Here is a 23,091-nt window from a genome sequence, read left to right on the forward strand (position 1 = left end):
TTTAGTTTCCGGAAATCTGCTCCCGGAGCTGTGATTCGAGATTGGTGTGGTTGCCAGCGATCCGGAAGAGGAGATTGATATGTTCGTGATCAAGAATCTCTGTAGCCAGGAGCAATTTGTCTCCATCTTTTTTCAGATCCCATGTTTCCGTTGGGCCGGCGGCATTCCAGCCACTCCGCAGCAGATCTTCCAAAATAGAATCACGGCTGAAGTGGCGCTTATTGATCGCGATATGGAATTCGTGGAACACCTCCGGCGAATTCCTGTCGTGGCGATGCGGTAGGATGAATCTCAACTGACGGTTCCGCGACCAGCGGCGCAGGAGAGGTTGGAGGAAATTCACCAATTTCAAAAGTGCTTCAGAACGCGGTGACCTGAACTTGGGTGCAATCGGCCGGAGCGGGAGCATTCGGTTCACGATGGATTGATAGCCGGCTTGTCCCATACTCCCATGATAAATAATAGAATCCCGCTCCGCGCGAACTGGCCCTCCTCCATAAATAAAACCGTCCCAGCGTGCCTCACCAGTAGCTGAAAAACGCTCAGGGTGTTTTTTGATCAAAAGTCTTTCTGCAATGCCGTAACCTTTCTGTTGTCTGAGGAAGGCCTGTATCGATGGTCTCCGCCAGTGCCACACAAAGGCACCCGGAACAAACCCTAACTGAAATCCCGCATCACGCAGGCGCCAGCAGAAATCGACATCGTCGCCAGCGGTTTTGAAAACCGGATCGAAACCACCGATTTCCTCGAAGGCTTCACGTCGCACGGAAATATTGCAGCCGGGGAGATGTTCCGCGCGGGTATCGCTAAGCAAAACATGGCTCGGAGCCCCGGGAGCGGAGCAGATGACAGCCTCGCTAACCGTGCGTGGGACAGGAGGTAGATTGGGTCCTCCTGCGGCATCAATTTCCGGATTTTTGAACGCCCGGTCCAAGCGGACAATCCATTCCCTATCCGGTTCACAATCATCATCTGTAAAAGCGAGAATATTACCATTCGCCGCAGCCGCACCCACATTGCGGGCCGCACTCAGTCCCGATGGTGGAAGATTGAGAAGCCGGACCCCGGGAAATTTTTCAGATACGATTGTTGCCGTATCATCTGTTGATCCATCGTTGATGACCAGCGTTTCATAAGGGCCGCCGACAAGATTTCTGATGGCCAGGAGGCACCCCGAAATGCGTTCCGCGCCATTTCGAGTGCAGACAATGATCGAGTAGGAATTACTTGGCTTGGAAATGGATGGTGGCTCGAAGCTCTGACAGACGGAAAGCGCTTGTTTTGGAACACCCGCCCTATCTACAAGCCCGAAATCCCAGTCCAGAACCTCCCGTCCGTTGTTTTGCCAGAGATCGCTCCAGGAATAGACGGTGAATCCGGCGGTTTCTTCCAAATACGAAGTTTCCAGCGCCCAGGTGAAAACCTCTGCCTGCCGTTGCTGGGAATTTCTGGCGGTGTCCAAACCAAACTCGGAAATAACCAGAGGTCGATCACCGGCAATATTTTGTAATCTCCTCAGATAATCGGTAAATGGCGCACGGTCTTCCAAATAAATATTGAAGGCGGAAAAATCAGCATTTCCCGGCTCAAGATATTCGGTGGATGGATAATTGGCGTAGGCAAATAGCAGATGGGGAGAAATCCTTTTTCCGAGCGAGATCAGGCTTTCGATTACCCGCCTGACGCGGTCGGGACCGATCCACCGGGCCAGCTCCGCAGGTATTTCATTGCCGACATAGACGCCGGTAAGAGCAGGGTGTGAAGCGTGGTCTCCAAGCCATTCCGTAAGCTGTATTTTTGCCGATGAGAGCAAACGGGGCCGTGCGCCGAAATCCTCGTAATGGCGCCAGGATAGACCCGCAAAAACCAGTAGCCCCGCAGTCTGCGCGGCATCTAAAAACTCAGGCCCCGGTAGAGAAAATGTCCGGATGGCATTGAATCCCGCCTGTGAGATCTTTTCAAATTCCACAGCGCTATCCGGTGTTTTGCCAGGGGGAAACGGGCCGTAGGTGACGCATCTCAACCACAGACGTTGATCTCCGTAGCGGAAAAATTTCCCGTCGGTCTCAAGGCGGTTAAGTGGTTCAAAGTGAGGCACGCGGGGAGACTAGGATGCTGGATGGAAAATGCCTATACGAAACGCCAAAAGCGTGATGAATGATGCTGGGTCAAATGATGCTTTTCAGCGCAAGTTCGATTGAAATCTAATTTGAATATCGTTTAGTCTTTTTCCCATGGAGGAAAAAAATTTTCGGCGGAGCAGAACGGGCAAACAGTTCCCATGGTTTGGGATCGGTTTTCTCATCCTCGTGATTGCTTTGATTGGCTCATTTTTCACGACCATTCCGGGAAAGATCAGTCGCAATGTAAAAGAAATGCTATCCGAGAAGAAAACCCAGGCTGTAGCGAATGAAGAAACACTCGAACTGCAAGTGGAGCAGCGCCTTCGTGCGGAAATGGAAGAGAAACTAGAGATGGAGCTCAGCGCACTGAGGGAGGCGGAGGCGAAGCGCAAGCAGATGACACCGGATGAAACTCCGACAGAACCGCTCCCGGAGACACAGTTGCCCTTGGGCACGGTTATCGACGTAAGACAGCTCAGGAGTGGCATACCCTTTAAGACCGAGATCACCTTCGAGAAAGGTGGTATCGCATCCGAAGAACGAATCGATTCCGATAGTTATGTGGCAAGTTATGAGCTGAGGCTGAAATTGCCTTCGCCTGCCAGCACACTTGCAGAGCTGGAAAAAAGTAATCCCAAAATTGCGGAGATACTACCGGGGCTTCCGGCTTTGCTGGATAAAGGAAAGGTTTCGCCGTGGTTCAATACCTTGTATGAAAACAAGAGCCAGCGAATCAAGCGAGATGCCAATGCGCTTAATGAATTACTAACCAAGCATAATGTGTTTGATTGTGAAACGATTCTCAATCTCCAGGCCGAAGGAGGCAGAAAAGTTTTCTTCATGCAGGCGGAGATGGACGTCGTCTCTGATGGATCGGATGGCGACAGGCTGGCTGTTATGCCGGAGTCGATTGTGAATTCCACTTACTATCAACCATTTACAAGCTATGGGTGGACGAAAAGAACTTCAAAGCCCAACCCGATGATCGCTGGGTGGGAGCGCCGGATCGAGAACGCGAATCAGGAAATAGCTCTCAAAACGACTACCGCGGAACGTCGGAAATGGCTGCAAGATAGAATCACCATGCTGAAGCGGGGGATTTCCGATCTAAAGGCACGTAGTTATTTGATTGCTGAATATGATCCGTTCATCGTGATTCCCGTAAACCTGCTCACCGCCCGTGGCGATCTCTTCGCACCCAAGGTAGGCGACTATGCGGTGGTGATTTACCAGGAGAAGATCTATCCTTGCATCGTGGGTGATGGGGGGCCGACTTTCAAAGTGGGCGAAGCCTCATTGCGGATGGCAAAGGAGCTCAATTCTAAAGCCTCTCCCTACAGCAGACCGGTCTCCGATCTTAAAGTAAGCTATGTGGTATTTCCCGGCAGTCGGGAAAGCCGGAACGGCCCGCCGGATTACGAGAAATGGAGGCAGAAATGCCATGAACTGCTCGGAGAAATCGGCGGTTTGGGGAGTGGATACCAGTTACACCAATGGACCGATTTATTTCCGAAGCCGGAGCTGGTAAGCCCGGTGGAAGTCAAGCCTGCCGTAAAGCGGGAGGAGGCCGAGTAGTGTGTTCACTCGTTGTTTTCGAGCATTTTGCGGGTGCGCTCCCTATTCCGGGCACCAAGAATTCGGACTAGAAGAAACGCGCAAGTCAGCGTGACCGCTAGCTCGAGGACAGGGGCGGTCCCCCGGTCCCTCTGGCCTACAATATATTTGGCGGCATCAGGAAAATTCAAAATCCCGCGGCCTAAACCCAGAAGCGCAAGAACTCCCGCGCCGATGATTCCGTGCCAGAGCATCTTGATTGTGAATACTCCGCAAATCATCAGCCCGCCTCCCAAAGTAAGGGAACCCAGTAGAAAAGCCATTCCCGCATCTTTGCCCAACTGCGTATGTCCCATAAAACCTATTGCGAGTATGACTGCGGCCGAAAGAAAAATGTAGATGCGGATCATGAGCGTAATAACCAGGAAATATGCGGGGTATAGAGATCTGGCTCCAGAAGGAATGAATCATGACCCTTGTCCGAATGCACAGTGATGTGCATCGATTCGACGCGGGATTGCTCCAGATAGCGGACAATTTCCGCCTGCTCTTCCGGGTAGAAGCAGAAATCGGAATCAATGGAAAATACCAACCAGTTCTGGCCCGCTTCCCGGCATCTTCCGAAGAGTTCTTCGGGGCTTTCCGCATCACCTTCGAAAAGGCCATCGAAGCGTGACCAAAGGTCAATAATACGAAGATAGGTATTGGCATCAAAGCGGCGGACAAACTTTTTCCCCTGATGCAGCATATAGCTTTGGAACTGATCTCTGACGCGATACCAGGCGAGAACATCATCCGCCTGGATCACATCCTGACGTGCCCGTTTTTCAATGGAGTCCAAGTGGACGAAGGTTTTATGGGAAATCATCCGGGCGAGAGCCAACCCGTAAAGCGGGGGTTGTTTGTCGTAGAAGTCTCCGGCATTGAAATTAGGGTCATTCTCGATGGCCAGAATTTGCTCAAAAAGGATCAGACGATTCAGAACGGTCGTTTTGAACCCGGCCGCGATGTTGACCACGTTTTTAACACGCTCCGGCAATCGTGTGGCAAACGTTAGCGCGATCAGGCCGCCTACGGATGAGCCGACCACCGCATGAAGCTTTTCGATGGAAAAGGAGTCCAGAAGCAGTGCAAAAGCGTTTACCTGATCGGCGGCGGAAACAGCAGGAAAAGAGGAGCCCCATCGCTTTCCTGTCTCCGGATTAATGGACGCCGGTCCGGTAGAGCCGTAACACCCGCCAAGATAATTCGGGCAGATAATGTAGTAATTGTCCGTATCCAGGGCCTTACCGGGGCCGATCATGTCTTCCCACCAGCCCTGATGAAGCTCGGGCTGCCACAATTCTCCTATGCCGGGAATCCCGGTATTGATCCCGGCGGCATGATGAGAGCCAGAGAGCGCATGGAGCAATAGGATGGCATTGGAGCCATCCCCGTTGAGCGTCCCCCAGGTTTCATATGCTAAAGTGAGTGAAGGAAGCGTCGATCCGTCACGAAGCTCGAAGACCTCCGGATGTTCAAAAAATTTGGTGCTGGTTTCAGCTGGCATGCGTGGAGCTTCTGTCAGGTAGCCGGTAACATCCAATACGGAAATTACGGAGAACCGAATTTGCGGGAAAAAGCCTTCCCGCGTATGGGAATGTTAAGCGAGAAACTTCTCAGAGATTCAAAAGTTGTCGCTGCCAGTTCATCAATAAATCTTCAGGAGACGCCTCATTTGCCGCAATCATTTCGATGACTGCCCGGGACGCGATCAAGGAACCATCGATGTCGAGGTCCTCGGCGGTTTTATTGCGTGTGGAGATCAAGCTATCGACCTTTTCGTCAAATTCGCGGTCGCGCTTACGCCGCTTAATGACAGGACGGGCCGGCCACTCCTCTTTGGGCATAGCCTCGATGGTGGCCAACATTTCCTTGTATCGTTTGACTCGATCACTGCGGAAATGGTTGGGCAGATCGACTCGACGCCCTTCTGAGAGTGCGATGCTCCATTCGATGAGTTGACGGTTCGGCGCGACCATAAATGATGGGCGATCCCATGCTTCGGCTTCTTTGTCCCGCCAGTTCCAAAGTCCACGGAGAAAAGCAAGTCCGTAGGAATCGAGCTTCCCGGAACCCGAAATTCTCCATTGCTCATCCTTCGCGTCATCTCGCTCGGCGACTTTGCTCTGAGCGGTTTCGCAGCTTTCCGTAAACCAATCATAGCGACCCTTTTCCTTGAGACCGGCAACAATCATATCGCCCATTTCGAGAAGGTAACGCACGTCATTCAGCGCGTAATCAATCATCTTTTCGGAAAGCGGACGCTTGCCCCAATCCGCCTTCTGGGAAGATTTTGACAATACGATGTCGAAGTAGTGTTCGACTAAGTTACCCAGACCGAATTTCTTTACGCCTAGCAGACGAGCGCCGATCTGGGTGTCGTAGACCGTTTTTGGAAGCCGCTCAAACTCGCGTTTGAGCATCGTCATATCGTAATCCGCTCCATGCATCCATACGGTTGCATCCATCAGGTAATGATCCAGCGGAGAGAGATCTTCTATGGCGAGAGGGTCGATGAGCACACATTCGCCACCAGCTGTAAATTGAATGAGACAGAGCGATTCCTTGTAACGATGTAGGCTATCAGCTTCCGTATCAATTGCGCATATTTTTTGCCCGTCAATTTTTGTGCAGTTATCCAGGAACTGTTGGAGCTGTTGGCTGGTGCTGATCATGAACGTTTGGTTAGAAGACGAAGTAGTATCGAACGAGAATAGTAAAGGACTGACAATGTAATTATCTTTTATCAGAAGGATTCTATCAAAAGGATCATCTAACAGATTTCTTCATTTTAGACAAAAAAGGCCGCCGGGGCACCCACCCCGACGGCCAAGCTGAACAACTTCAACACACCAATAAGGCATTTTGAGGCTGACAACTGCTGTTCACCCTTACATGAAAACACGGCTTTCGCACGGTCTTCATGGTGTAAGACCCGTGGTAAGGGTGAATGTTCAAACTTTTGTGTAAAAATCTCAAACCGGTGGTTCTACTCGGGCTGAATGGGGAGCAATTTGATATTTCTGTAACTACAGGTGTCCCCGTGATCGGTAAGCATGATACGGCCTGTGGTTTTCTCACCAAAGCCAGCCGCATTCTTGAACTTGCTGTTCTGAATCTCTGCGAGCAGTTCAGGGCTTCCCAATTCGTAATCCAGGGCGAGTTCCCCGTTCAACCAATGTTCCACCCGCTTGCCTTTGACGACGATTTTGGAGGTGTTCCATTCGCCTGCTGGCTTGAGTTTTTTATCAGCCGCTGCCGGACGGATATCGTATAGAGCTGCGGTCAGACGCTTTTCCCCCTTACGTTTTTCGGGATGGTTGGAGTCATCGAGCATCTGATACTCAGGCCCCGGAGCGCCTGGACGCTTGTCATCCACTAAATATTTCACTCCGTTATTACCTTTAGGCGAAATTTTCCACTCCCACTCGAGAATATAGTTTTCAAATTTTTCCGAGGTAACGATGGAGCCACCGAATTTTCCCTTCTGCTTGGTAAGTATGCCGTCCTCGATAATCCATCCGGGACCAGGACCTTTATCCGAGTTGAAAAGCTGCCAGTTCTTCAGGTCTTTTCCGTTGAAGAGGAGCTGCCAACCTTCTGCTTTTTCTTTTTCGGAAATGACGTTGGGTTCGGCTCCGAAGGCGGGAAGAATCAGTGCGATAAGAAGTAGGTATTTCATGGGTAAGTTTTAGCTGGTTAGCGAAGGCCGAGAACTTTGGGCGTAGAGGCGGTTCCAAATCTGTCCAGAGAGGAAAGAGCGATGGCATCTGCGCGTGGAATGGAAATGGCTTTCATTCCCGAGGGAACAATCGCCACAGTGCGCCAGGTATTGCCGTATCTTGCCTGGATGGCGGTTTTCGCTGCTTTTCCAGCGTCCCACTGAATATGAGTTTTGTTATCCCGGACAGTGGCTCCGGCATTCGGCGGAGCGGGCTGGGATCGGCTCAGCCAAGGCATGGGCGGGACAGCGACTGGCTGGGTGTACACCTGGCCGATCTGCGAGGTGATGCCGCCCTGGTTTTTCATTAGGCCTTTGACGCTCCAATGGATGTGCCCCACCCAGTTTCTACCGATCTTTCGGGAGAGATTGATCTGATTGATGATCTCTGAAGCCGGGCGCCCGGGGTCCTCCGATGATTGAATTCTGGTCGTGGCTATACCTGGCCAGACGGGCCGGCTTCCCTGAGAGCGCCACCATTCCAGAAGTGCGGAATAGGACTGTTTACGGGGAGAGATCCGCCAGTAGAGCTGCGGTGCGAGATAGTCCACCCATCCTTTCTGTAGCCATTTTCGCGAATCTGCCGCCAGATCTTCATAGGAGTCGACGCCTGCTTCGATACCGGAGGGCACGCCGGGACGCCAGATGCCAAAGGGACTTATTCCCACCCGCACCCATGACTTCTCTCTTTTCACGGAAGAGTAGAGCTGGCTGACAAAGGAGTCCACGATTGCGCGCCGCTGGGATGGACTTTTCCCATCGTTGAACGTCAAACCGCCCGATGGATACGGATAAAAGTAATCATCAAGATGGACGCCATCGATATCATAGCGGCGGACCACATCGAGGATGACCTTGAGAGCTTGGGAGCGGGTATCCGGATGGGCGGGATCCGCCCAGAGAATCGTGCCAAATTTTTTGATTATATGAGGCTTCGTTCTGCTGATGTGAGTGCCGCTCGCGGATTGTGATGTGTTCGAAAGCGCACGAAATGGATTGAACCACGCATGGACTTCGATGCCTCTGGCATGTGCTTGCTGAATCCAGTAGGCAAGGGGATCATAGCCCGGTGATTTTCCCATGGTTCCGGTCAGCCAAGGAGACCAGGGCTCCAGGCTCGAAGCGTAAAGGGCATCCGCATGCGGTCTCACTTGTAGAACGACAGCGTTCATTTTCAGCGAGACGAGCTTATCTAGAATTGCACGGGCTTCCGCCTGCTGCTGCGCGACGCTGAGGCCGGTGGCCGAAGGCCAGTCGATATTATAAATGGAAGTGACCCAGGCCGCGCGGAATTCCCGTGTAATCTGCGGCGGTTTTTCTGATGCCGGCGCGTAGTTCTGGGCATGGATAGATTGTAGTGCAAGGAAGCAGAGCAGTGATAGCCATTGAATCATAAAGAAAAATAAAAGGAGAGATGACGGGAGCGCCAGCCAGATGAAAAACCGATTACAGCTGCATGGTGGTGCTGAGTTGTTCGACCATTTCGTTCAACATACGTAACGTGCTGACCGTCACAATCCAGGCCAGCCATGTTGCCAATAAAATCCCAACTGAAGCGGCAATTTTCCATTTTAGCTCAAGCTTCGGATGCCAGATGATGAGCGGGAGTGCAAGGGGAGGAAGACTCAGGAGAACGATGACAATAAAGGCAGTGCGAAAATACCAGGGCAGAAGCTGCCCCGGGGGAAGGGTAGGGGGAGTGCTGTCGACGTGATGAGCCGCCAGAGGACTTGGCCGGTCCAGAAATTCCAAACAGTGTTTACACTTGATCGCTTCTTCCTGAATCTCTTCAGCACAAAATGGACATTTTTTCATGACATTGCTATGATCGCCACTTCCTATCTCTTAGAAAAATCGGAAATAGCTGAATTCCGGTCGGGTGATTCGGAGTAAGTAAGCATTTGTCACGGGATTGCGAGGCGGAACTTCCCGACAAGCGTTCATTCCAAACCTTTGAGTAATTCTTTGCGGAGCTCCAGGACATCAATTTCCGAATTGTTGCTCCAGAGGACTTCTCCTTCTGCCGAGATAATAATTGTCAGTGGCAAAGCTCCCGTCCATTCAGGAAATATTGCTTCGGCAAGGTTGTCGGGATTCCCCCCAGTCCAGATATAATTGTTGGAGGTGCGTTCTTCGGCTTTCAGAGATGGTTTTGTCCTTTCGGAGATAGCGGCGTGGCGGGATTCGAGAAAATTCAGGACCTTTGCCTTGTCTTCCGCTGGATCCATGGAGATTGATATGAAATCCACATTCCGGTTTTGAAAACGGCGATAAGTTTCCACCAATGCGGGAAATTCGGCGACGCACGGGCCGCAGGTCGTGGACCAAAAATTGATCATACGGACATTGCCGGATTTGTTTTCGCGGATGCGCTTGGCGAGCGCCTCATCCATTTCGTCCAGACTGACAGGCTTTTGCTCCCATTCTTTCTGGTCCTTTGCCACCGTGTCTTCTTTGAAAAGCCATTTTGTGGAGCATCCGAATGAGCGGGTTACCGGTTCCTGAATTTCCTTGCCGGCGAGAATTGCCTCAAAAGCGTCCCGCAAATATGATTTTTTAACAGGCTCGGAAGAGCGCCCCGCATCATCCATCCGCCCGGTGTAACGTAGCTTCCGTTCGCTATCGAAAACGAATACATGCGGCGTGGACTGGGCTCCACAAGCGGTAGCTAGCTTTTGTTCGTCACCATCGTAGAGATAGGGAAAGGTCCAGCTATATGATGCGGCAAATGGTTTCATTTCCTTGAAGGAATCATTATAGGGCGAGTATCCGAGCTCGTCAGGCCGGAGGCTTGCCGGATTGTTCGAATTCACCGCTACGATAGCGACGTTCTTTGCTTTATACTCCTGATGGATTTCTTCCATACGCGCGGCTGCGGCTACCGCGTCCGGGCAATGATTGCAGGTGAAAACCAGGCACAGTATATCCGCACTCGAATAATCGTTTTCGGTATGGCTTTTACCATCAATACCCTTCAGGGAAAATGAAGGGAGATCTGAGCCGATTGGCAGAACCTTGGGTATCTCCTGGGATACTGCGATGCCGCACAGCAGTGAGAATATGGAGAAAAGGATTTTTTTCATATGGCAAGAATACCACAGGTGCCGGGGACATAGTGCAAGAGGTAAAATGTGTTTCACGCGGAATCCCGGATGGGCCAGTGTCTGGGATGGATTTAGCGAAAACGGGGACCAGGGAGGTAGAGATCGAGCGTTTCTGTGGTAGCCGCTGGACAGCTTGCACGGACCTGATGGTAAGAGAGGAGCCGCTGGAAATTCGCCTGGATGGTCATCCGATTGCCGTTCTAATGCGCACCCCGGGGCAGGATGAGGAACTTGTTAAAGGCTTCCTCATCACGGAGGGGATTTTGAATCATCTCTCGCAGATCAGGAAGATCCGGAGCGAAGAGAACCGGATGCTAATTTTTCTGGAAGATGACGTGAGAGTTGATCTCGGGAGGCTGTCGCGGAATATGTTCGCAGGCTCGTCTTGCGGGATCTGTGGTAAGGCCACGATGGAAGCCGTTTTTCAAGAGTTTCCGGAACTGACCCATTCGTTGATGCCCTCTACAGACGTGCTTTTGGCAGCTCCATCAAAAATGAGGAATCAGCAAAGCAATTTCGAGCGGACTGGAGGTGTGCATGCCGCCGGGCTGTTCAATATGGACGGGGAAATCACAGTTTTGAAAGAGGATATCGGGCGGCACAACGCTGTAGACAAGGTGATAGGAGCCGCATTAGGCAGGGGACTGGACATGTCTGGACAATGGCTATTGGTTTCCGGGAGAGTATCTTTCGAAATTATGCAAAAATCATTGGCAGCCAGGATCTCGTGTGTGGCCGCCATATCCGCACCCAGCTCGCTGGCCGTGGATTTTTCAAAATCTTCCGGTCAAACGCTGATCGGTTTCCTCCGGCCTCCCACTTTCAACCGCTATTCCTAAAATTATCGTAATAATTTCAAAAACCGAGAGCTGAATATTCAAGTATTAGAGAATATTTATCTGGTAAAATTTTAAGGAATTGATTAGGAAAAGCGAAAGACTTTCTTTTCTGTTATGCCTGCACCTACCGAATATACCCACCCGATCAATGTCCGTTCCAATCAAATGGAAATGTCCAGACGAGGGGGACGTCAGGATGACTATGACGACAAGATCAAAAGCGCCCAGCTGGAGCTGGAGCGTATCCAGCAGGAGCGCGAGGAACTGGAGCGCAAAAAGCGTGAACTGGAAGAGTTGACGAGCCGTAAACGGGCGTTTCTTGCCCAGCAGGTGGAATTAACGGAAAAGCTTTCGACATCGCTCACGCTGATTGATCGCGAGCTTTACGAGATGCGTGAGGAGACCAGTCACCTGGAGCAATGCCGTAGTTGTTTTGCCGAGCATCTTGATAAAATCCAGAAACACGATCCAGAGAAATGGACCCGTGACAATCTTCACGAAAAACTCGATAAGGCGATGATCGTTACTGACCTCGCCGCCGATGAGTATGATCAAGCTGCCGCATATTTTGAAAATACGCGTGCGGGAGCAATTTTCGGGCGTGCATCGAAGGGCGGACGCCGACGCGCCAAGGCGATTAGTGGAGAATCCGAATTCAAGAGTCAGCTGATGAATGGCCTCGCGTTCAACCTACCCGTCGTCGTATTGGGTGGCTTGGCTTTGATTGCCTATCTAATCAAATAATATCATGGCCAAACTTAAGCAGGGAAACTTATTTGAAGAAGACCTCGAGCTGCTCGAACTGAGAGCGCGCGAGCAAAAGCTTGCCGAGGCGCACAAGCAGTATGTGAAGCTGCCAGCCCAGTTGGCTCGCGAAAAAAAAGATAGGGAGGCGACGATGCCTCCGATGGCGGAAATCCGGGAGCGCCAGCAGCTCAAACAGTTCGAAGAAAATGTGAGTCGTGGACAGATAGAAAACGTGTTACGGACCCAACGTCATAGCTTGGCAATGATGATTCTTTTGCTCGCAGCCACGCTCCTGATGCTGATGTGGGCCTACAAGATCATGATTTCTTGAAGACCGATCCTCCAAGAATCGCAATCGGGAATCGCCAGAATTAAGGCTTTTCCCAGTCCTCAATCCGGCGTTCCGCAGAGCGGGGCTCCAGATGGGTGATGACTCTACCGTGGGGCTCTATCAGGCTAGCTACGTTCGCTTCGATTTCCGTAGCCTCATCGTGCGCTCTGTCCACAGTCATATCATTGGGAAAAACCAGATGGAACTCGATCCAATGGCAACGACCGGAATGTCTGTGGCGGAAGTTGTGGTAGGCGAGGTCACGGGCGGTCATCTCTTCATCCAATAAATCACGCACTTGTTGCTCGACCCTTGGATCCGCTTCGTCAAGAAGCCCTCCAAGACTGGCACGGATAAGTTTCAGGCCCATCCGAAGGATATTGAGAGCTGCCATGATCGCGAAAATAGGATCCCACCATGGCCACTGGGTGGCTTTGATCAACAATAATGCCAGGATGACTGCGACGCTGGACCAGACATCGGTGAGAACATGCATCCCATTGGCTGAGAGTAAGGAAGAGTTGGTTCTCTTACCCACCCGGACTAGGGAGAGACCGAGTAGCAAATTCACTCCCGCCGCGATGCCCGTGATTACTAGCCCGAAACCGAGATTTGCCAGTTCTACGCCAAAAAAGAATTGCTTTATCGCCTCATAGATAATCAGCACGGCTGCTGCGGAAATCATCGAGCCTTCAAACCCGGCGGAAATAAAAGATATTTTGTCGTGTCCAAAGTGGTGGGTTTCATCCGCGGGCTTGTGGGAGAGACGAAGCGCCCATGCCGCGAAGGATACTGCAAAGATGTGAACTACAGATTCAGCCGCGTCAGAATAAATTACCGAAGAGCCCGTTAAGAATGCGGCAGTTGCTTTTCCTACAAGCAGGAGAACTGCAACACCCAGGGAAAGATTCATCACCCTCTTTTGTTGTAAATACTCTGCCACAGTTGAAATATGGAGATTGGGGAATTAAGTGGAAAAACAAAAACGGCACCCTTGGTTAGAGGGGCCGTTAGCGGTAGGAAGTTTGGTGCTCGTGAGCCAATTAAAAACTCACCATTTACGCAATCCCAAGGCAATTTCAGCGAACGGTGCACCATCGGTATCCCTGCTGAAGCCGGAGCCTCCATCGTTATCGCGAATTTCAATTTCGTTCGCGAACGTGAAGCCGACGCCTGCACTTAGCCATAACTCACCTGCAAGATTGTGTTCGGTGTAGAGGCCTACATTGTAGGAGTCTAAATCGATTGTGCGGGAATTGCCAAACTGATCATCGACATTCCAGCTTCCGCCCATCGTGGAAGCCCGCAGGCTGAGATTCCATGCTTCGTTCACTTTATAGGTGGCAAGAAAATCCGGTCCATAAAGACCGACCTGTAAACAGTCGGAGACGACCCAGTCAAAATTCAAGCCAGGGTAGATGGACTCGTCGCCGTTCAGATCGGTGGCGACAACTCCAAATGAAAGGCTGAAGGTATCGCTAAAGCGGTAACCGACACCGGCAGCTACGTCAAAGGTAAGAGCGTCGCCGCTGACATCCTGGAAATCGGAAGCAAATTCTGATCTGCCCCATCCCAAGCCAAACCATTTGCTGTTTTGAAATTCCTTATAAAGGAAGCCATGCAGTGCGATTGAATGGAGGTCCTCATCCTGAATCGGAAAACCTGGAGTATTGGAAAAATCCAGGGATGTCAGGGAATAGGTGAACATCGGAATGAATGTCAGCCCATCAAAAATCTCCACCGGGCTAGACAACAGACTCCGCAGGTAAAGCTCGCTTACCTCCAGGTCACCATTTGTCCCATCAATATCCATACCTCCGGTTTTGAGGTAGGAAAGCTGGGCAACGTCAAATTCGGGTAGGTTGAATTGATCCAACTCAGGCCGGGAGTCGGCATATTGTCCCCATGTGATTGAGGAAACTAGGAGGCTGGAACCAATTGCAAGCGGGATGATTTTCGAAGGCATCCAACAGTAATACGACGCAATTTTCTGTAATCAAGAAAATGGAAGTAAATTAGATGAAATATTTACAGATGAGGCGCAATCAAGGAGCTGTAAACTCGACCGGGTATAGACGATCACTATCGGGAATGGTGGCATTTGCATGATTTCGTGTTGTGAACTCCAAGGTGATTTCCAATTTGTCGTCGAGAACCAGAGTCGCATCCGATGTAGAGCTGCGCTTCCATGACCAGGTGCCGGGTGCAGCCGTTTTTTTCTCTCCTGAGGGAAGTTCCTGTTCACTACGATAGGTGCCATCCGGGAAGAATCGGTAATGGTAGGAGCCCTTCAGGCCGCTAGCGTCCATTTCATATCCTGCGAGATCCCGGGGTGCTAGAACGCCCACTGCAGGAAATGTCCCAGCACAGGAAGCCAGGCTGAAGAAGGAAATCATCAAGAGCGCGTATTTTTTCATTCTGATCATAAGCCTATCATTCCGCATCAATGCCCAATGGCCAATCGAAAATCACGCAATGGCACTTGTCCGGGTAGGGAAGCTTTGTTCAAAGTCCGGTATGAATTTTTCAAACTGGAATCGGATGGATCCCCATCTCCTGGTGGGGCTGGTAAACACGGAACTGAGAAACCATTCGGAATCGTTGGAGGATTTTGCGAAAACCTATGACATTGATCAGATGGAGTTGATTAAAAAATTGGAAACCGCTGGCTACCATTACCGGTCAGAGCAGAAACAGTTCCGCTAACTGACAAAAAAACGCCCAGATCCTCCGAGGAAGAACTGGGCGTAGAAAATGTGCTGAAAGTATTCCAGCGGCAGTATTACCAGCGATCGTTATCGCGGCCGCCACGGCCACCGCCGCCGCCACCACGGTTACCACCACCTTTGTAGCCGCCGCCACCGCCACCGCGGTTGCCGCCACCACCACCACCGCCGCCGTATCCACCGCGGTTGCCGCCACCACCGCCGCCGCCGTATCCACCGCCGCCGCTAGGACGTGCTTCACGTGGCTCCGAGGCATTTACGCGAAGTGCACGACCTTGGAAATCAAACTCGTTGAGCGCTTCGATCGCAGCATTTAATTGGCTTTGATCACCGAGTGTTACGAATGCGAATCCTTTTGATTGGCCGGTATCACGATCGGTGATGATTTTGACCCGTTCGACTGGGCCGTATTCTGCGAAGAGATCGCCAACTTCTTCTTCTGTGGCGGAGTAGGGCAGGTTGCCCACGTAAATGTCCATTATATCTATTCTATCGACGCCAAATTTTCTTAAAACAATTCCTCCGATCCTGGCGTCACAGATCAAACAAAGAGCGAGCAAATCATTTCTTAATTCGATCGAACCAGTATCAGGCTCAAGAACGTGTCGTTTAGCAAGAATAAAATTTCGTTAATGATGAAACATACATAAAGTTATAGGATTGTAGGAAGATATCCCGGATCAATTGCGCACAAGCCTGACATCTGAGACGACCAAAATACCGGATCAGAATGATTGGGTGAGTCCTCTCAATCGACTTCCTATCCGTGTCGGGAGGCATGATAAGCTCTCATTTTTATAGTGGTAGAATGGATGGAACCAAGTGACATGAATGTTTTTGAAAAAATAGTTAAATCAACTTGATAGTTCTAGGGTCTTTGGCATTCTAGCGCCATCTATGATGGGCGTGTTAAGAGCCGACAATCGATCAGGTCTCGCTGCACTGGCAGTAGGGATTTGTCTAGGTGTGTCGTCTGCTTCGGATTTACATGCCGAATCTGCCATGCCCAATCCGATCGGGCGTGTGGCACGTTTGTTGAATCCGCGTCTGGTCAAGGTTGAAGAGCGGGTAGACTTTTTGAATCAGCAGTTGATGACTTTGGCGGTTCACGAAAAGCACGACATGAAAAGTGCGCTTGGAGCCAGAGGTGCCAAACTTGCTCCAGATGACCCGGATCCGATGCTGACGATCGATCTGGGAAAGTCATATCCAATCGAATCGCTGTTCTTGGTTCCGTTGCTTTCAAATTCCGAAAAGCTAAAAAGTATTCTTCCGAAGTGCTTCACGATCGAGTTTTCCGAGGTGGAAGACTTTTCGGAGCATCGGGTTCTTTATAGCTCAATGGATCGATATTTTCCTGAAACGGGAGGTAAGCCGATCAAGTTCAATGGTCAGGAAGCCATGGCCCGCTATGTCCGGTTAACGGTGAATCAGGGGCACCCGCGAGGTAAAAGCGAAATTTTCGGACTATCGGAAATAGTAGTCATTTCAAATGGTTACCCTGTCTCCTTCGGCAAAAAAGTATCTGTGGTAGGCGCTCTGAATGTCGAAAATATCTGGTATCCGGACGCGATTACCGATGGCCGGATGCCATTAGGAGTCTGGGAGGGCGGCGAGTGGGCGAAAGAGAGCGAAAAGGGGGATCTGATCACAACGGGTTCTCAGGAAGGTGAAATTTCGTGGACTGTGGATCTTGGCGAAACCTGTGATCTGGATACGGTTATCCTCTATCCCTTGGAAGTGAGGGAAGTGCTGGAGGCGGAACTCCTCCCGGAAAAGATGGAAATCCAGATTCGTTCCGGGGAAGGAGACGATTTCGAAACCGTTGCACAATGGGAAAATCCCGTGCCGGAGAGCAACCAGCCGACCCCTCTGATTTTTCCGCTGAATGGCCGGAATGCCAGAGAGCTCCGGATCTTGGGGAAAAGGCCCAGAAATCTTGGCGATAAATTCCTTTACGGTCTTGCTGAGATAGAGATTTGGTCCGATCAGCAAAATATTTCAGAGTCAAAACCCGTGATCCGGGATGCGGGTGGAGTTCAGTCGACTATCGGTTCGTTAACCAACGGGTATGCTAGTGCCCGGCAAATACTGCCCGTGGGTATCTGGTTGAATCAACTTCATGATCGATGGCGGGTGGAACGCGAGATCCAAGCGTTGGATCCAATGCGCACCCAGATGGCATCGGAAAGTGAACTGAATGCCACCTGGGGCTCTGCGATGATGTTAGGCCTTACTTTTTTGATCCCGGTTTTCATCGTGGAAAGACGGCGTTTGATTTCCCGGAACCAGATGGATCAGCTCCGTAAAAGAATCGCATCGGATTTGCACGATGACATCGGCAGTAACCTGGGAAGCATCTCGTTGATTGCGCGGACTGCCAAAAAAGACCTTGTCCGGCTACACGGACCGGAAGAAGTGGGGGAAGATCTTGATGAAGTGGAGTCAATCGCTAGGGAGAGCTCATTGGCCATGCGCGATATTGTGTGGCTGTTGGAACGACAGCAGGACTCCATTGGCGATTTGGTAGCCCGCATGCGGGAGACGGCGACGAGACTTTTGCGGGAAGTAAATTACACCATTGATTGTGAGTCATCCAAGACGACTGCTAAGCTTTCCTTGGACGCTAAACGACATCTCTTTCTATTCTACAAAGAAGCGATTCATAACATTTTGAAACACTCGAAAGCCAGCGAGGTATCTATCAAGCTCTGGGATATTGGCGATAAGCTTGCGATGGAAATCATTGACAATGGCCGGGGGCTACCGACCTTGCAAGAGAACCAGAAGGATATCCCCAAGTTGATTGCAAAGCTAGATGAGCGTGCAAGAGTCCTGGAAGGACAATTAGATGTGAAATCGGAGCGCGACATTGGCACCAGAATACTATTAACTGTGAAAAGATCGCTGTTGATCGCAGCCCCAGCTATAAAATGACTACGGAATCAACTCTACCAGACAAGCCGGTTTTATCGAAAATCTGGATATTGGAAGATCATCAGATCTTTGCAAAACAGCTGCGAAGACTCATCGATGGTGAGGAGAATATGGAGTGTTCCTATCATTTTTCTTCACCTGACGAGTTTTTTGAAAAGCTGCGTTATACGACAGATTGCCCGGATGTTTTGCTTCTGGATCTGGGGCTCCCCCGTATGGATGGCTTGGAAGTCTTGGTGAAAGTCCGTAAGGAGCTACCAGATCTCAAGGTGCTCATTTTATCTTCGTTTGATGACCGGGAACGTGTTTACCGGGCTATCTGCAATGGAGCTTCCGGGTATCTTTTGAAAACGGCGGATCCTGATGAGATTATCCATGGCATCCAGGAGGTGATCCACGGTGCTGCTGCTTTGAGCAGTGCCATCGCTACGATGATTCTTACAGGCTTTTCAAAACACGGTCCGGTTGAAGAGTTTGAGCCGCTGACCGCGCGGGAAGAAGAGGTTTTGAAATCATTGGTAAAAGGTTTCACGAAAAAGGAGATTGCCGATGAGCTTTCCATCTCGGCTCACACGGTGGATATGCACCTGCGATCCGTTTACCGGAAGTTACATGTCCGTTCACAGACTGAGGCTGTGTCCAAAGCGCTCAGGCAAGGGATCGTTTAGTGAAATGCAGCTATGCGATATGCGGTTGGATTGATCGGTGGCAATACATACAGACCTGGAGTCCGGATGCGATATGAGTTCCTGATAGTCCTGGGAGCTGCCCTCACCACTCCATTGGCTGCGGATAGTCTGCTGAGCTTCACGCTGGGAGCTTTGGAAAAACATAGGGGGAACCAGGAGAAAGCCTCAGAGCATCTCCATGAGGCCTATCGTCAGGAGCCGACCTCACTGCCCCTCGCCAGAATCGAAATTCAGCGACATCTTTCGAGTGGCGATAAGATAGCCGCCAAAAAAATCTATCGGGAAATGATCAATGCTTTTCCGGAGGATTATGCCATTCAGATGGAATACGGTGATTTCCTCGGTGGTATTAGCCGGGGCGAGAGCGCCGACACGACCCTTCAAAAGGAAGTCTACACGAAGTTGCTGAAGAAACTGCCAGGTGACTATGTTGTGTTGGAAAGGCTCGTTCGTCTGGCCCGGGAACATGAGAATGATGATGAGGCCAGAATTCTTCTGGAGCAGTTGAACACAGAAAGCCCTGAAGCTACCCGGTTCTATATAACCACGACGAAAAGCCTTTATGATAGCCGTGATGCTCGTGCCGCTGATCGGATCAATAAATGCTTTGAAAAAGCACTCGATTCCAATCCCGAGTGGGCGGAGGTTGCGCGTGCGGCAAGTGATCATTTCAGGAGCATTGGACGACTCGATTTGGCAATCTCTGTCCTACAGAAGCATGTCGCTTCGGTTCCCTCATCGCTGGATCTCAAAATAAGATTGGGGATTTTGTTGTTGGAAGCAGGAAACGATCGAGAAGCAGTAGAAGTCCTGAACGGGGTATTGTCCGTTCATCCCAAGAAAACCCTGGCACACCAGGTCTTGGCAAAGCACTTCAGGCAACAAAATGAGCTGGATTTAAGCAGATATCATTCGGCGGAGTTGCTGAAGCTCCGCGGGGGAAGTCCGGAGGAGTTCTTGGAACTATCCGAGGAATTTATCGAGGGTAGTGATTACCGCTCTGCGCGACTCTTGCTTGAGAAGGCGGTATTTGATCACGAAAAGGACATCCGCTTGTTGACGAAACTGGCCATTGCAACCTTGAACGATCCGGAGACGAAAGCTGATGCGGATCGTCTTTTTCGGCAGGTCGAGGCTCTTGCCGGCGATATCGATCAGTCCGATCCCGTATATGTGTTGGAAGCTGCCAAACGCTTGATGGAAATGGGAGAGACACGGCAGGCAGAGGAAAAGTTGAAAGAAGCGATCCGCACATTTCCTAAATCCGCACGTAAGGAAACGGCCGGGGCATTGCGCGCTTTAGCCGAGATCTGGCTGACCGAGGGGCGGAACGAAGCCGCAGCCCGGGCATTGATCAAACGAGCTACGGCTTTGGAAAAAGACTAGACTAAATCTGGCGTTCTAGCTCACCCCGCACTTTTGGCCATACGCGGACGGCTTCGACAATCATCCAGATCTCGATGAGAAGCGTGATGATTCCAAACCCACCAAGAAACCAATCTCCTTCGCCTATCCACGATTGTGTTTTGCCCAAAGCTTGGAAGAAAAGCTGATAGCTTAATGCCCAGGCAGGAAGTATTAGCATAAAGATTGCGGGAACAGCCACGAACCAGAGGCGCATATTTCTTCTTCGCATCCAGAACAGGATTACAATGAATGCGAGCCCTCCCAATAGTTGATTGATCGCTCCGAATAGGGGCCAGAGGATCAGGCCTCCTTCTCCGGCAGTGCTCCATGTCCAGGGAATCCCTTTTCGCGGTGCAATCGCCAAAATAAACGCGACAAAGATGGCGAAAAGTGTCGCGCCATGACGGTTGGAAAGCCACGTCAGCGGATTCAGGGTTAATCCGACATGCGGGTGGGGAGCCGTTTCCGGTTTGTGTTTTACTAAAGTAGCGGCGACTTCCTGGATGACATAACGCTGGAGACGGCACGCCGTATCCATTGTGGTGGCAGCGAAGGAAGCGACTAAAACTCCGACCAATGCTGTGGCCGCTCCAGCGGAAATTCCCAAGGAGGTAATAAAGTTCGATCCACCCTGAACAAAGGCGCCAAGAGCACCTTTTTCCGCAGCCGCCCAAGTTGCGTAGCGTGAGTTCCAAGCTGCCAAGCCCGTTAAAGTCTCTCCATCCGGACTTTTTACTCCTAGTCCGATCCCCGCCACACAGGCAAGAATTACGATTACGGCAAGAAAACCTTCGGCGAGCATGGACCCGTAGCCAACACTCTGGGCGTCGGTTTCACACGACAGCTGTTTGGAAGTCGTTCCCGAGGAGACGAGACAGTGAAAACCCGATATAGCTCCGCAGGCGATGGTGATGAACAGAAACGGGAACATCATAGGAAGCGATGACAGATGGCCGGTGTCCACCACGGGAGCGACGATCTCCAGCTGGGCGCGGCCATCCGGAATTGGCACCCCGACCAATGCCGCCACCACCAAGCCGGCCACCAGCAATCCTAGTGCAGTGAGCAATTGCAGGGAATTGATGAAGTCACGAGGCTGCAGTAGGAGCCAGACAGGCATTACGGAAGCAGCATAGGAATATAATAAAAGGAATATCACCCAGCCAATCAGCGGCCATTGGCTGAACCACAAGTTTACGGAATGGAGAAACCCCGTGTCTCCGTAGAAAACACTGAGATACATCAGAGTTAAGGAAATGAGCGATGGAATGAGTAACTTTGCTCCCTTCTTGTGAAGAAAGGCTCCAATGACCATTGCCAAAGGGATTTGAAAAAGGCATGGGAAAATGGACGAGGGAAATGCAGTGAATACCCTAGCGATCACCAGTCCGAAGATCGCCAGAACCATCGTCAGAGCTAAAAAGAGGATCGCTAGAAAAAGCAAACGTGCACGCGGATGAACCACACGGCCGGCTATATCTCCAACGGTTTGACCTTTGTTCCGTAAGGAAACCACCAGTGATCCCAAATCATGAACCGCACCTATGAAAATTGAGCCGAAAATTACCCACAGTAAAGCTGGCAGCCAGCCCCACATTACCGCCAAGGCTGGTCCGACTATCGGTCCTGTGCCTGCTATCGATGTGAAGTGGTGTCCGAAAACCACCGATTTTGGCGTGGGAACAAAATCTGTCCCGTCGTTTTCCGATACAGAGGGCACAATCGCTTTTGAATCCAGCTTGAAGAGTTTCGTCGAGAGCCAGCGCCCGTAGGTATGGTAAGCGATCAAGTAGGCGACGAATGAGCCAATTGCGATCAATAGGGTTTGCATGAGACGAAGAGAAAAACTGACTGACGCAGTTATGAGAAGCATATTCTCGTTTGCGCCGCAGGAGGCCTGCAAATTTTAATTCAGCTTTTTGTCGTTTTTTACTTGCCAAAAATTGATCTCTCAGACAAGAATCTCGGCCCGCACAAGCGGCACCGGGTAGGTGGTCGAGTGGTTAAAGGCGGCAGACTGTAAATCTGCTCACGAAAGTGTACGCTGGTTCGAATCCAGCCCTGCCCACCATCATTTTGATGGTCTTAATCGACCGGAAAGCGCTGTAATCTTCAATAGGTTGGTTACAGCGCTTTTTTTTGCTCATGATATCACGAGCAAAGAATTTCCCTTTTCGAAAGATCTCTTGATGTCTTCCAAAAAAACGAGAGGCTTCGAAAGCGATTCAGTCGGATTGAAATATGACTTTTCTTGCGATAATCACGTTGGCTGTGGTGATGCTGGCTCTAGCGGCTTTACCGAGCGCTAGTGTTGCTCTGGTCATTACAAGGTCGGCCTCTTTGGGAGTGGGAAATGGTGCCGCCGTAGCCTTCGGTATTGTTCTGGGGGATCTTGTCTTCGTAGCTTTGGCCATGCTCGGAATGAACGTATTGGCTGAAACCATGGGAGCATTCTTTGCCATTATCCGATACATTGGCGGATTCTATCTGATTTGGCTCGGGGCCGGGCTGCTACTTACGAAAGGAAAGATTGTATTGAAACGAGAGGATTCCGCCGGACCGAGATTACTCACAAGCTTCCTAGCCGGACTGTTTTTGACCCTGGGAGATGCGAAGGCGATTTTATTTTACGCCAGTCTTTTCCCGATATTTGTCGATATGAATCAGCTTACGGGAACCGCAATATTTTGGATATTTTCGGTAACGATTCTGACTGTGGGTGGTGTGAAGATGTTCTATGCATTTGCTGCAAGTCGGATCGTTTCCCGGTTCCAAAATAGAAGAGCCCAAAAGTATTCGCGTATCGCCTCCGGAACCATCATGGTGGGGACAGGCGTGTATCTAATTGCAAAAGTATAGCTACTTGCGTGG

Annotated in this window: 22 protein-coding genes and 1 tRNA gene; 10 read left to right on the forward strand and 13 right to left on the reverse strand. The window is 50.8% G+C overall.

From position 1 onward, the window contains the following. Window position 1: 1 nt before the first annotated feature. A complete protein-coding gene (locus ACFSSA_RS10390) occupies window positions 2-2,098 on the reverse strand; it encodes a glycosyltransferase (RefSeq protein ID WP_386820379.1) in 2,097 nt (698 codons plus the stop codon). Between the two features lie 211 nt (window positions 2,099-2,309). Between ACFSSA_RS10390 and ACFSSA_RS10395 the strand changes: the two genes are divergently transcribed. Continuing rightward, window positions 2,310-3,698: a glycoside hydrolase family 75 protein gene (locus ACFSSA_RS10395; RefSeq protein WP_386820380.1), complete on the forward strand. Its 1,389-nt coding sequence runs from the start codon at window positions 2,310-2,312 to the stop codon at window positions 3,696-3,698. Between the two features lie 5 nt (window positions 3,699-3,703). Here the strand turns inward: ACFSSA_RS10395 and ACFSSA_RS10400 are convergent, their stop codons facing one another. The 7 genes from ACFSSA_RS10400 to ACFSSA_RS10430 form a co-directional block, all read right to left on the reverse strand. Beyond that, window positions 3,704-4,087, reverse strand: a complete 384-nt coding sequence (locus ACFSSA_RS10400) for a hypothetical protein (RefSeq protein ID WP_386820381.1) — start codon at window positions 4,085-4,087, stop codon at window positions 3,704-3,706. Continuing rightward, a complete protein-coding gene (gene metX, locus ACFSSA_RS10405) occupies window positions 4,084-5,226 on the reverse strand; it encodes a homoserine O-acetyltransferase MetX (protein WP_386820382.1) in 1,143 nt (380 codons plus the stop codon). The genes ACFSSA_RS10400 and metX overlap by 4 nt, the downstream gene beginning before the upstream one ends. A 109-nt stretch (window positions 5,227-5,335) precedes the next feature. Next, window positions 5,336-6,394 carry a ribonuclease D gene (locus tag ACFSSA_RS10410; protein WP_386820383.1) on the reverse strand — a complete coding sequence of 353 codons (1,059 nt, stop codon included), beginning with the start codon at window positions 6,392-6,394 and terminating at the stop codon, window positions 5,336-5,338. A gap of 314 nt (window positions 6,395-6,708) precedes the next feature. Then, window positions 6,709-7,401, reverse strand: coding sequence for a 3-keto-disaccharide hydrolase (locus ACFSSA_RS10415; protein WP_386820384.1), 693 nt, complete (start codon window positions 7,399-7,401; stop codon window positions 6,709-6,711). 17 nt (window positions 7,402-7,418) lie between these two features. Next, window positions 7,419-8,834, reverse strand: a complete 1,416-nt coding sequence (locus tag ACFSSA_RS10420; RefSeq protein ID WP_386820385.1) for a glycoside hydrolase family 10-like protein — start codon at window positions 8,832-8,834, stop codon at window positions 7,419-7,421. Between the two features lie 52 nt (window positions 8,835-8,886). Beyond that, window positions 8,887-9,255: a zinc ribbon domain-containing protein gene (locus tag ACFSSA_RS10425; protein ID WP_386820386.1), complete on the reverse strand. Its 369-nt coding sequence runs from the start codon at window positions 9,253-9,255 to the stop codon at window positions 8,887-8,889. Between the two features lie 125 nt (window positions 9,256-9,380). Beyond that, the gene (locus ACFSSA_RS10430) at window positions 9,381-10,523 is read right to left on the reverse strand and encodes a redoxin domain-containing protein (RefSeq protein WP_386820387.1); all 1,143 of its coding nucleotides are present in this window, start codon (window positions 10,521-10,523) and stop codon (window positions 9,381-9,383) included. Between the two features lie 86 nt (window positions 10,524-10,609). Between ACFSSA_RS10430 and fdhD the strand changes: the two genes are divergently transcribed. The 3 genes from fdhD to ACFSSA_RS10445 all read left to right on the forward strand — a co-directional run bounded on the left by fdhD (window position 10,610) and on the right by ACFSSA_RS10445 (window position 12,461). Then, a complete protein-coding gene (gene fdhD, locus ACFSSA_RS10435) occupies window positions 10,610-11,383 on the forward strand; it encodes a formate dehydrogenase accessory sulfurtransferase FdhD (RefSeq protein WP_386820388.1) in 774 nt (257 codons plus the stop codon). A gap of 114 nt (window positions 11,384-11,497) precedes the next feature. Next, window positions 11,498-12,127, forward strand: coding sequence for a hypothetical protein (locus ACFSSA_RS10440; protein ID WP_386820389.1), 630 nt, complete (start codon window positions 11,498-11,500; stop codon window positions 12,125-12,127). Window positions 12,128-12,131: 4 nt separating this feature from the next. Continuing rightward, a complete protein-coding gene (locus ACFSSA_RS10445; protein WP_386820390.1) occupies window positions 12,132-12,461 on the forward strand; it encodes a hypothetical protein in 330 nt (109 codons plus the stop codon). Between the two features lie 40 nt (window positions 12,462-12,501). On the opposite strand, the gene ACFSSA_RS10450 is transcribed toward ACFSSA_RS10445, so the two are convergent. The 3 genes from ACFSSA_RS10450 to ACFSSA_RS10460 form a co-directional block, all read right to left on the reverse strand. After that, window positions 12,502-13,374 carry a cation diffusion facilitator family transporter gene (locus tag ACFSSA_RS10450; protein ID WP_386820391.1) on the reverse strand — a complete coding sequence of 291 codons (873 nt, stop codon included), beginning with the start codon at window positions 13,372-13,374 and terminating at the stop codon, window positions 12,502-12,504. A 138-nt stretch (window positions 13,375-13,512) separates the two neighbouring features. Beyond that, window positions 13,513-14,427: a DUF6268 family outer membrane beta-barrel protein gene (locus ACFSSA_RS10455; protein ID WP_386820392.1), complete on the reverse strand. Its 915-nt coding sequence runs from the start codon at window positions 14,425-14,427 to the stop codon at window positions 13,513-13,515. Window positions 14,428-14,506: 79 nt separating this feature from the next. Next, the gene (locus ACFSSA_RS10460; RefSeq protein WP_386820393.1) at window positions 14,507-14,887 is read right to left on the reverse strand and encodes a hypothetical protein; all 381 of its coding nucleotides are present in this window, start codon (window positions 14,885-14,887) and stop codon (window positions 14,507-14,509) included. 115 nt (window positions 14,888-15,002) lie between these two features. Here ACFSSA_RS10460 and ACFSSA_RS10465 point away from each other — a divergent pair, with 115 nt between their 5' ends. After that, window positions 15,003-15,167 (forward strand): DUF4250 domain-containing protein, encoded by a 165-nt coding sequence (locus ACFSSA_RS10465; RefSeq protein ID WP_386820394.1) that lies wholly within the window; start codon window positions 15,003-15,005, stop codon window positions 15,165-15,167. Between the two features lie 76 nt (window positions 15,168-15,243). On the opposite strand, the gene ACFSSA_RS10470 is transcribed toward ACFSSA_RS10465, so the two are convergent. Continuing rightward, window positions 15,244-15,666: an RNA recognition motif domain-containing protein gene (locus ACFSSA_RS10470; RefSeq protein WP_386820395.1), complete on the reverse strand. Its 423-nt coding sequence runs from the start codon at window positions 15,664-15,666 to the stop codon at window positions 15,244-15,246. A gap of 523 nt (window positions 15,667-16,189) precedes the next feature. On the opposite strand from ACFSSA_RS10470, the gene ACFSSA_RS10475 reads away from it, so the two are divergent. The 3 genes from ACFSSA_RS10475 to ACFSSA_RS10485 all read left to right on the forward strand — a co-directional run bounded on the left by ACFSSA_RS10475 (window position 16,190) and on the right by ACFSSA_RS10485 (window position 20,199). Continuing rightward, window positions 16,190-18,124, forward strand: coding sequence for a sensor histidine kinase (locus ACFSSA_RS10475; protein WP_386820396.1), 1,935 nt, complete (start codon window positions 16,190-16,192; stop codon window positions 18,122-18,124). Further along, complete coding sequence (locus ACFSSA_RS10480; RefSeq protein ID WP_386820397.1) at window positions 18,121-18,792, forward strand: response regulator transcription factor; 672 nt, start codon at window positions 18,121-18,123, stop codon at window positions 18,790-18,792. The genes ACFSSA_RS10475 and ACFSSA_RS10480 overlap by 4 nt, the downstream gene beginning before the upstream one ends. Before the next feature lie 66 nt (window positions 18,793-18,858). Further along, window positions 18,859-20,199, forward strand: coding sequence for a tetratricopeptide repeat protein (locus tag ACFSSA_RS10485; RefSeq protein WP_386820398.1), 1,341 nt, complete (start codon window positions 18,859-18,861; stop codon window positions 20,197-20,199). Between the two features lies 1 nt (window position 20,200). On the opposite strand, the gene ACFSSA_RS10490 is transcribed toward ACFSSA_RS10485, so the two are convergent. Then, window positions 20,201-22,051, reverse strand: coding sequence for a carbon starvation CstA family protein (locus tag ACFSSA_RS10490; RefSeq protein ID WP_386820399.1), 1,851 nt, complete (start codon window positions 22,049-22,051; stop codon window positions 20,201-20,203). A gap of 154 nt (window positions 22,052-22,205) precedes the next feature. Here ACFSSA_RS10490 and ACFSSA_RS10495 point away from each other — a divergent pair. Then, window positions 22,206-22,291 (forward strand) — tRNA-Tyr (locus ACFSSA_RS10495). A 170-nt stretch (window positions 22,292-22,461) separates the two neighbouring features. Continuing rightward, the gene (locus ACFSSA_RS10500; protein ID WP_386820400.1) at window positions 22,462-23,079 is read left to right on the forward strand and encodes a LysE family translocator; all 618 of its coding nucleotides are present in this window, start codon (window positions 22,462-22,464) and stop codon (window positions 23,077-23,079) included. Window positions 23,080-23,091 lie beyond the last annotated feature (12 nt).

It is taken from the genome of Luteolibacter algae, from assembly GCF_042683045.1.
Taxonomy (GTDB): domain Bacteria; phylum Verrucomicrobiota; class Verrucomicrobiia; order Verrucomicrobiales; family Akkermansiaceae; genus Luteolibacter; species Luteolibacter algae.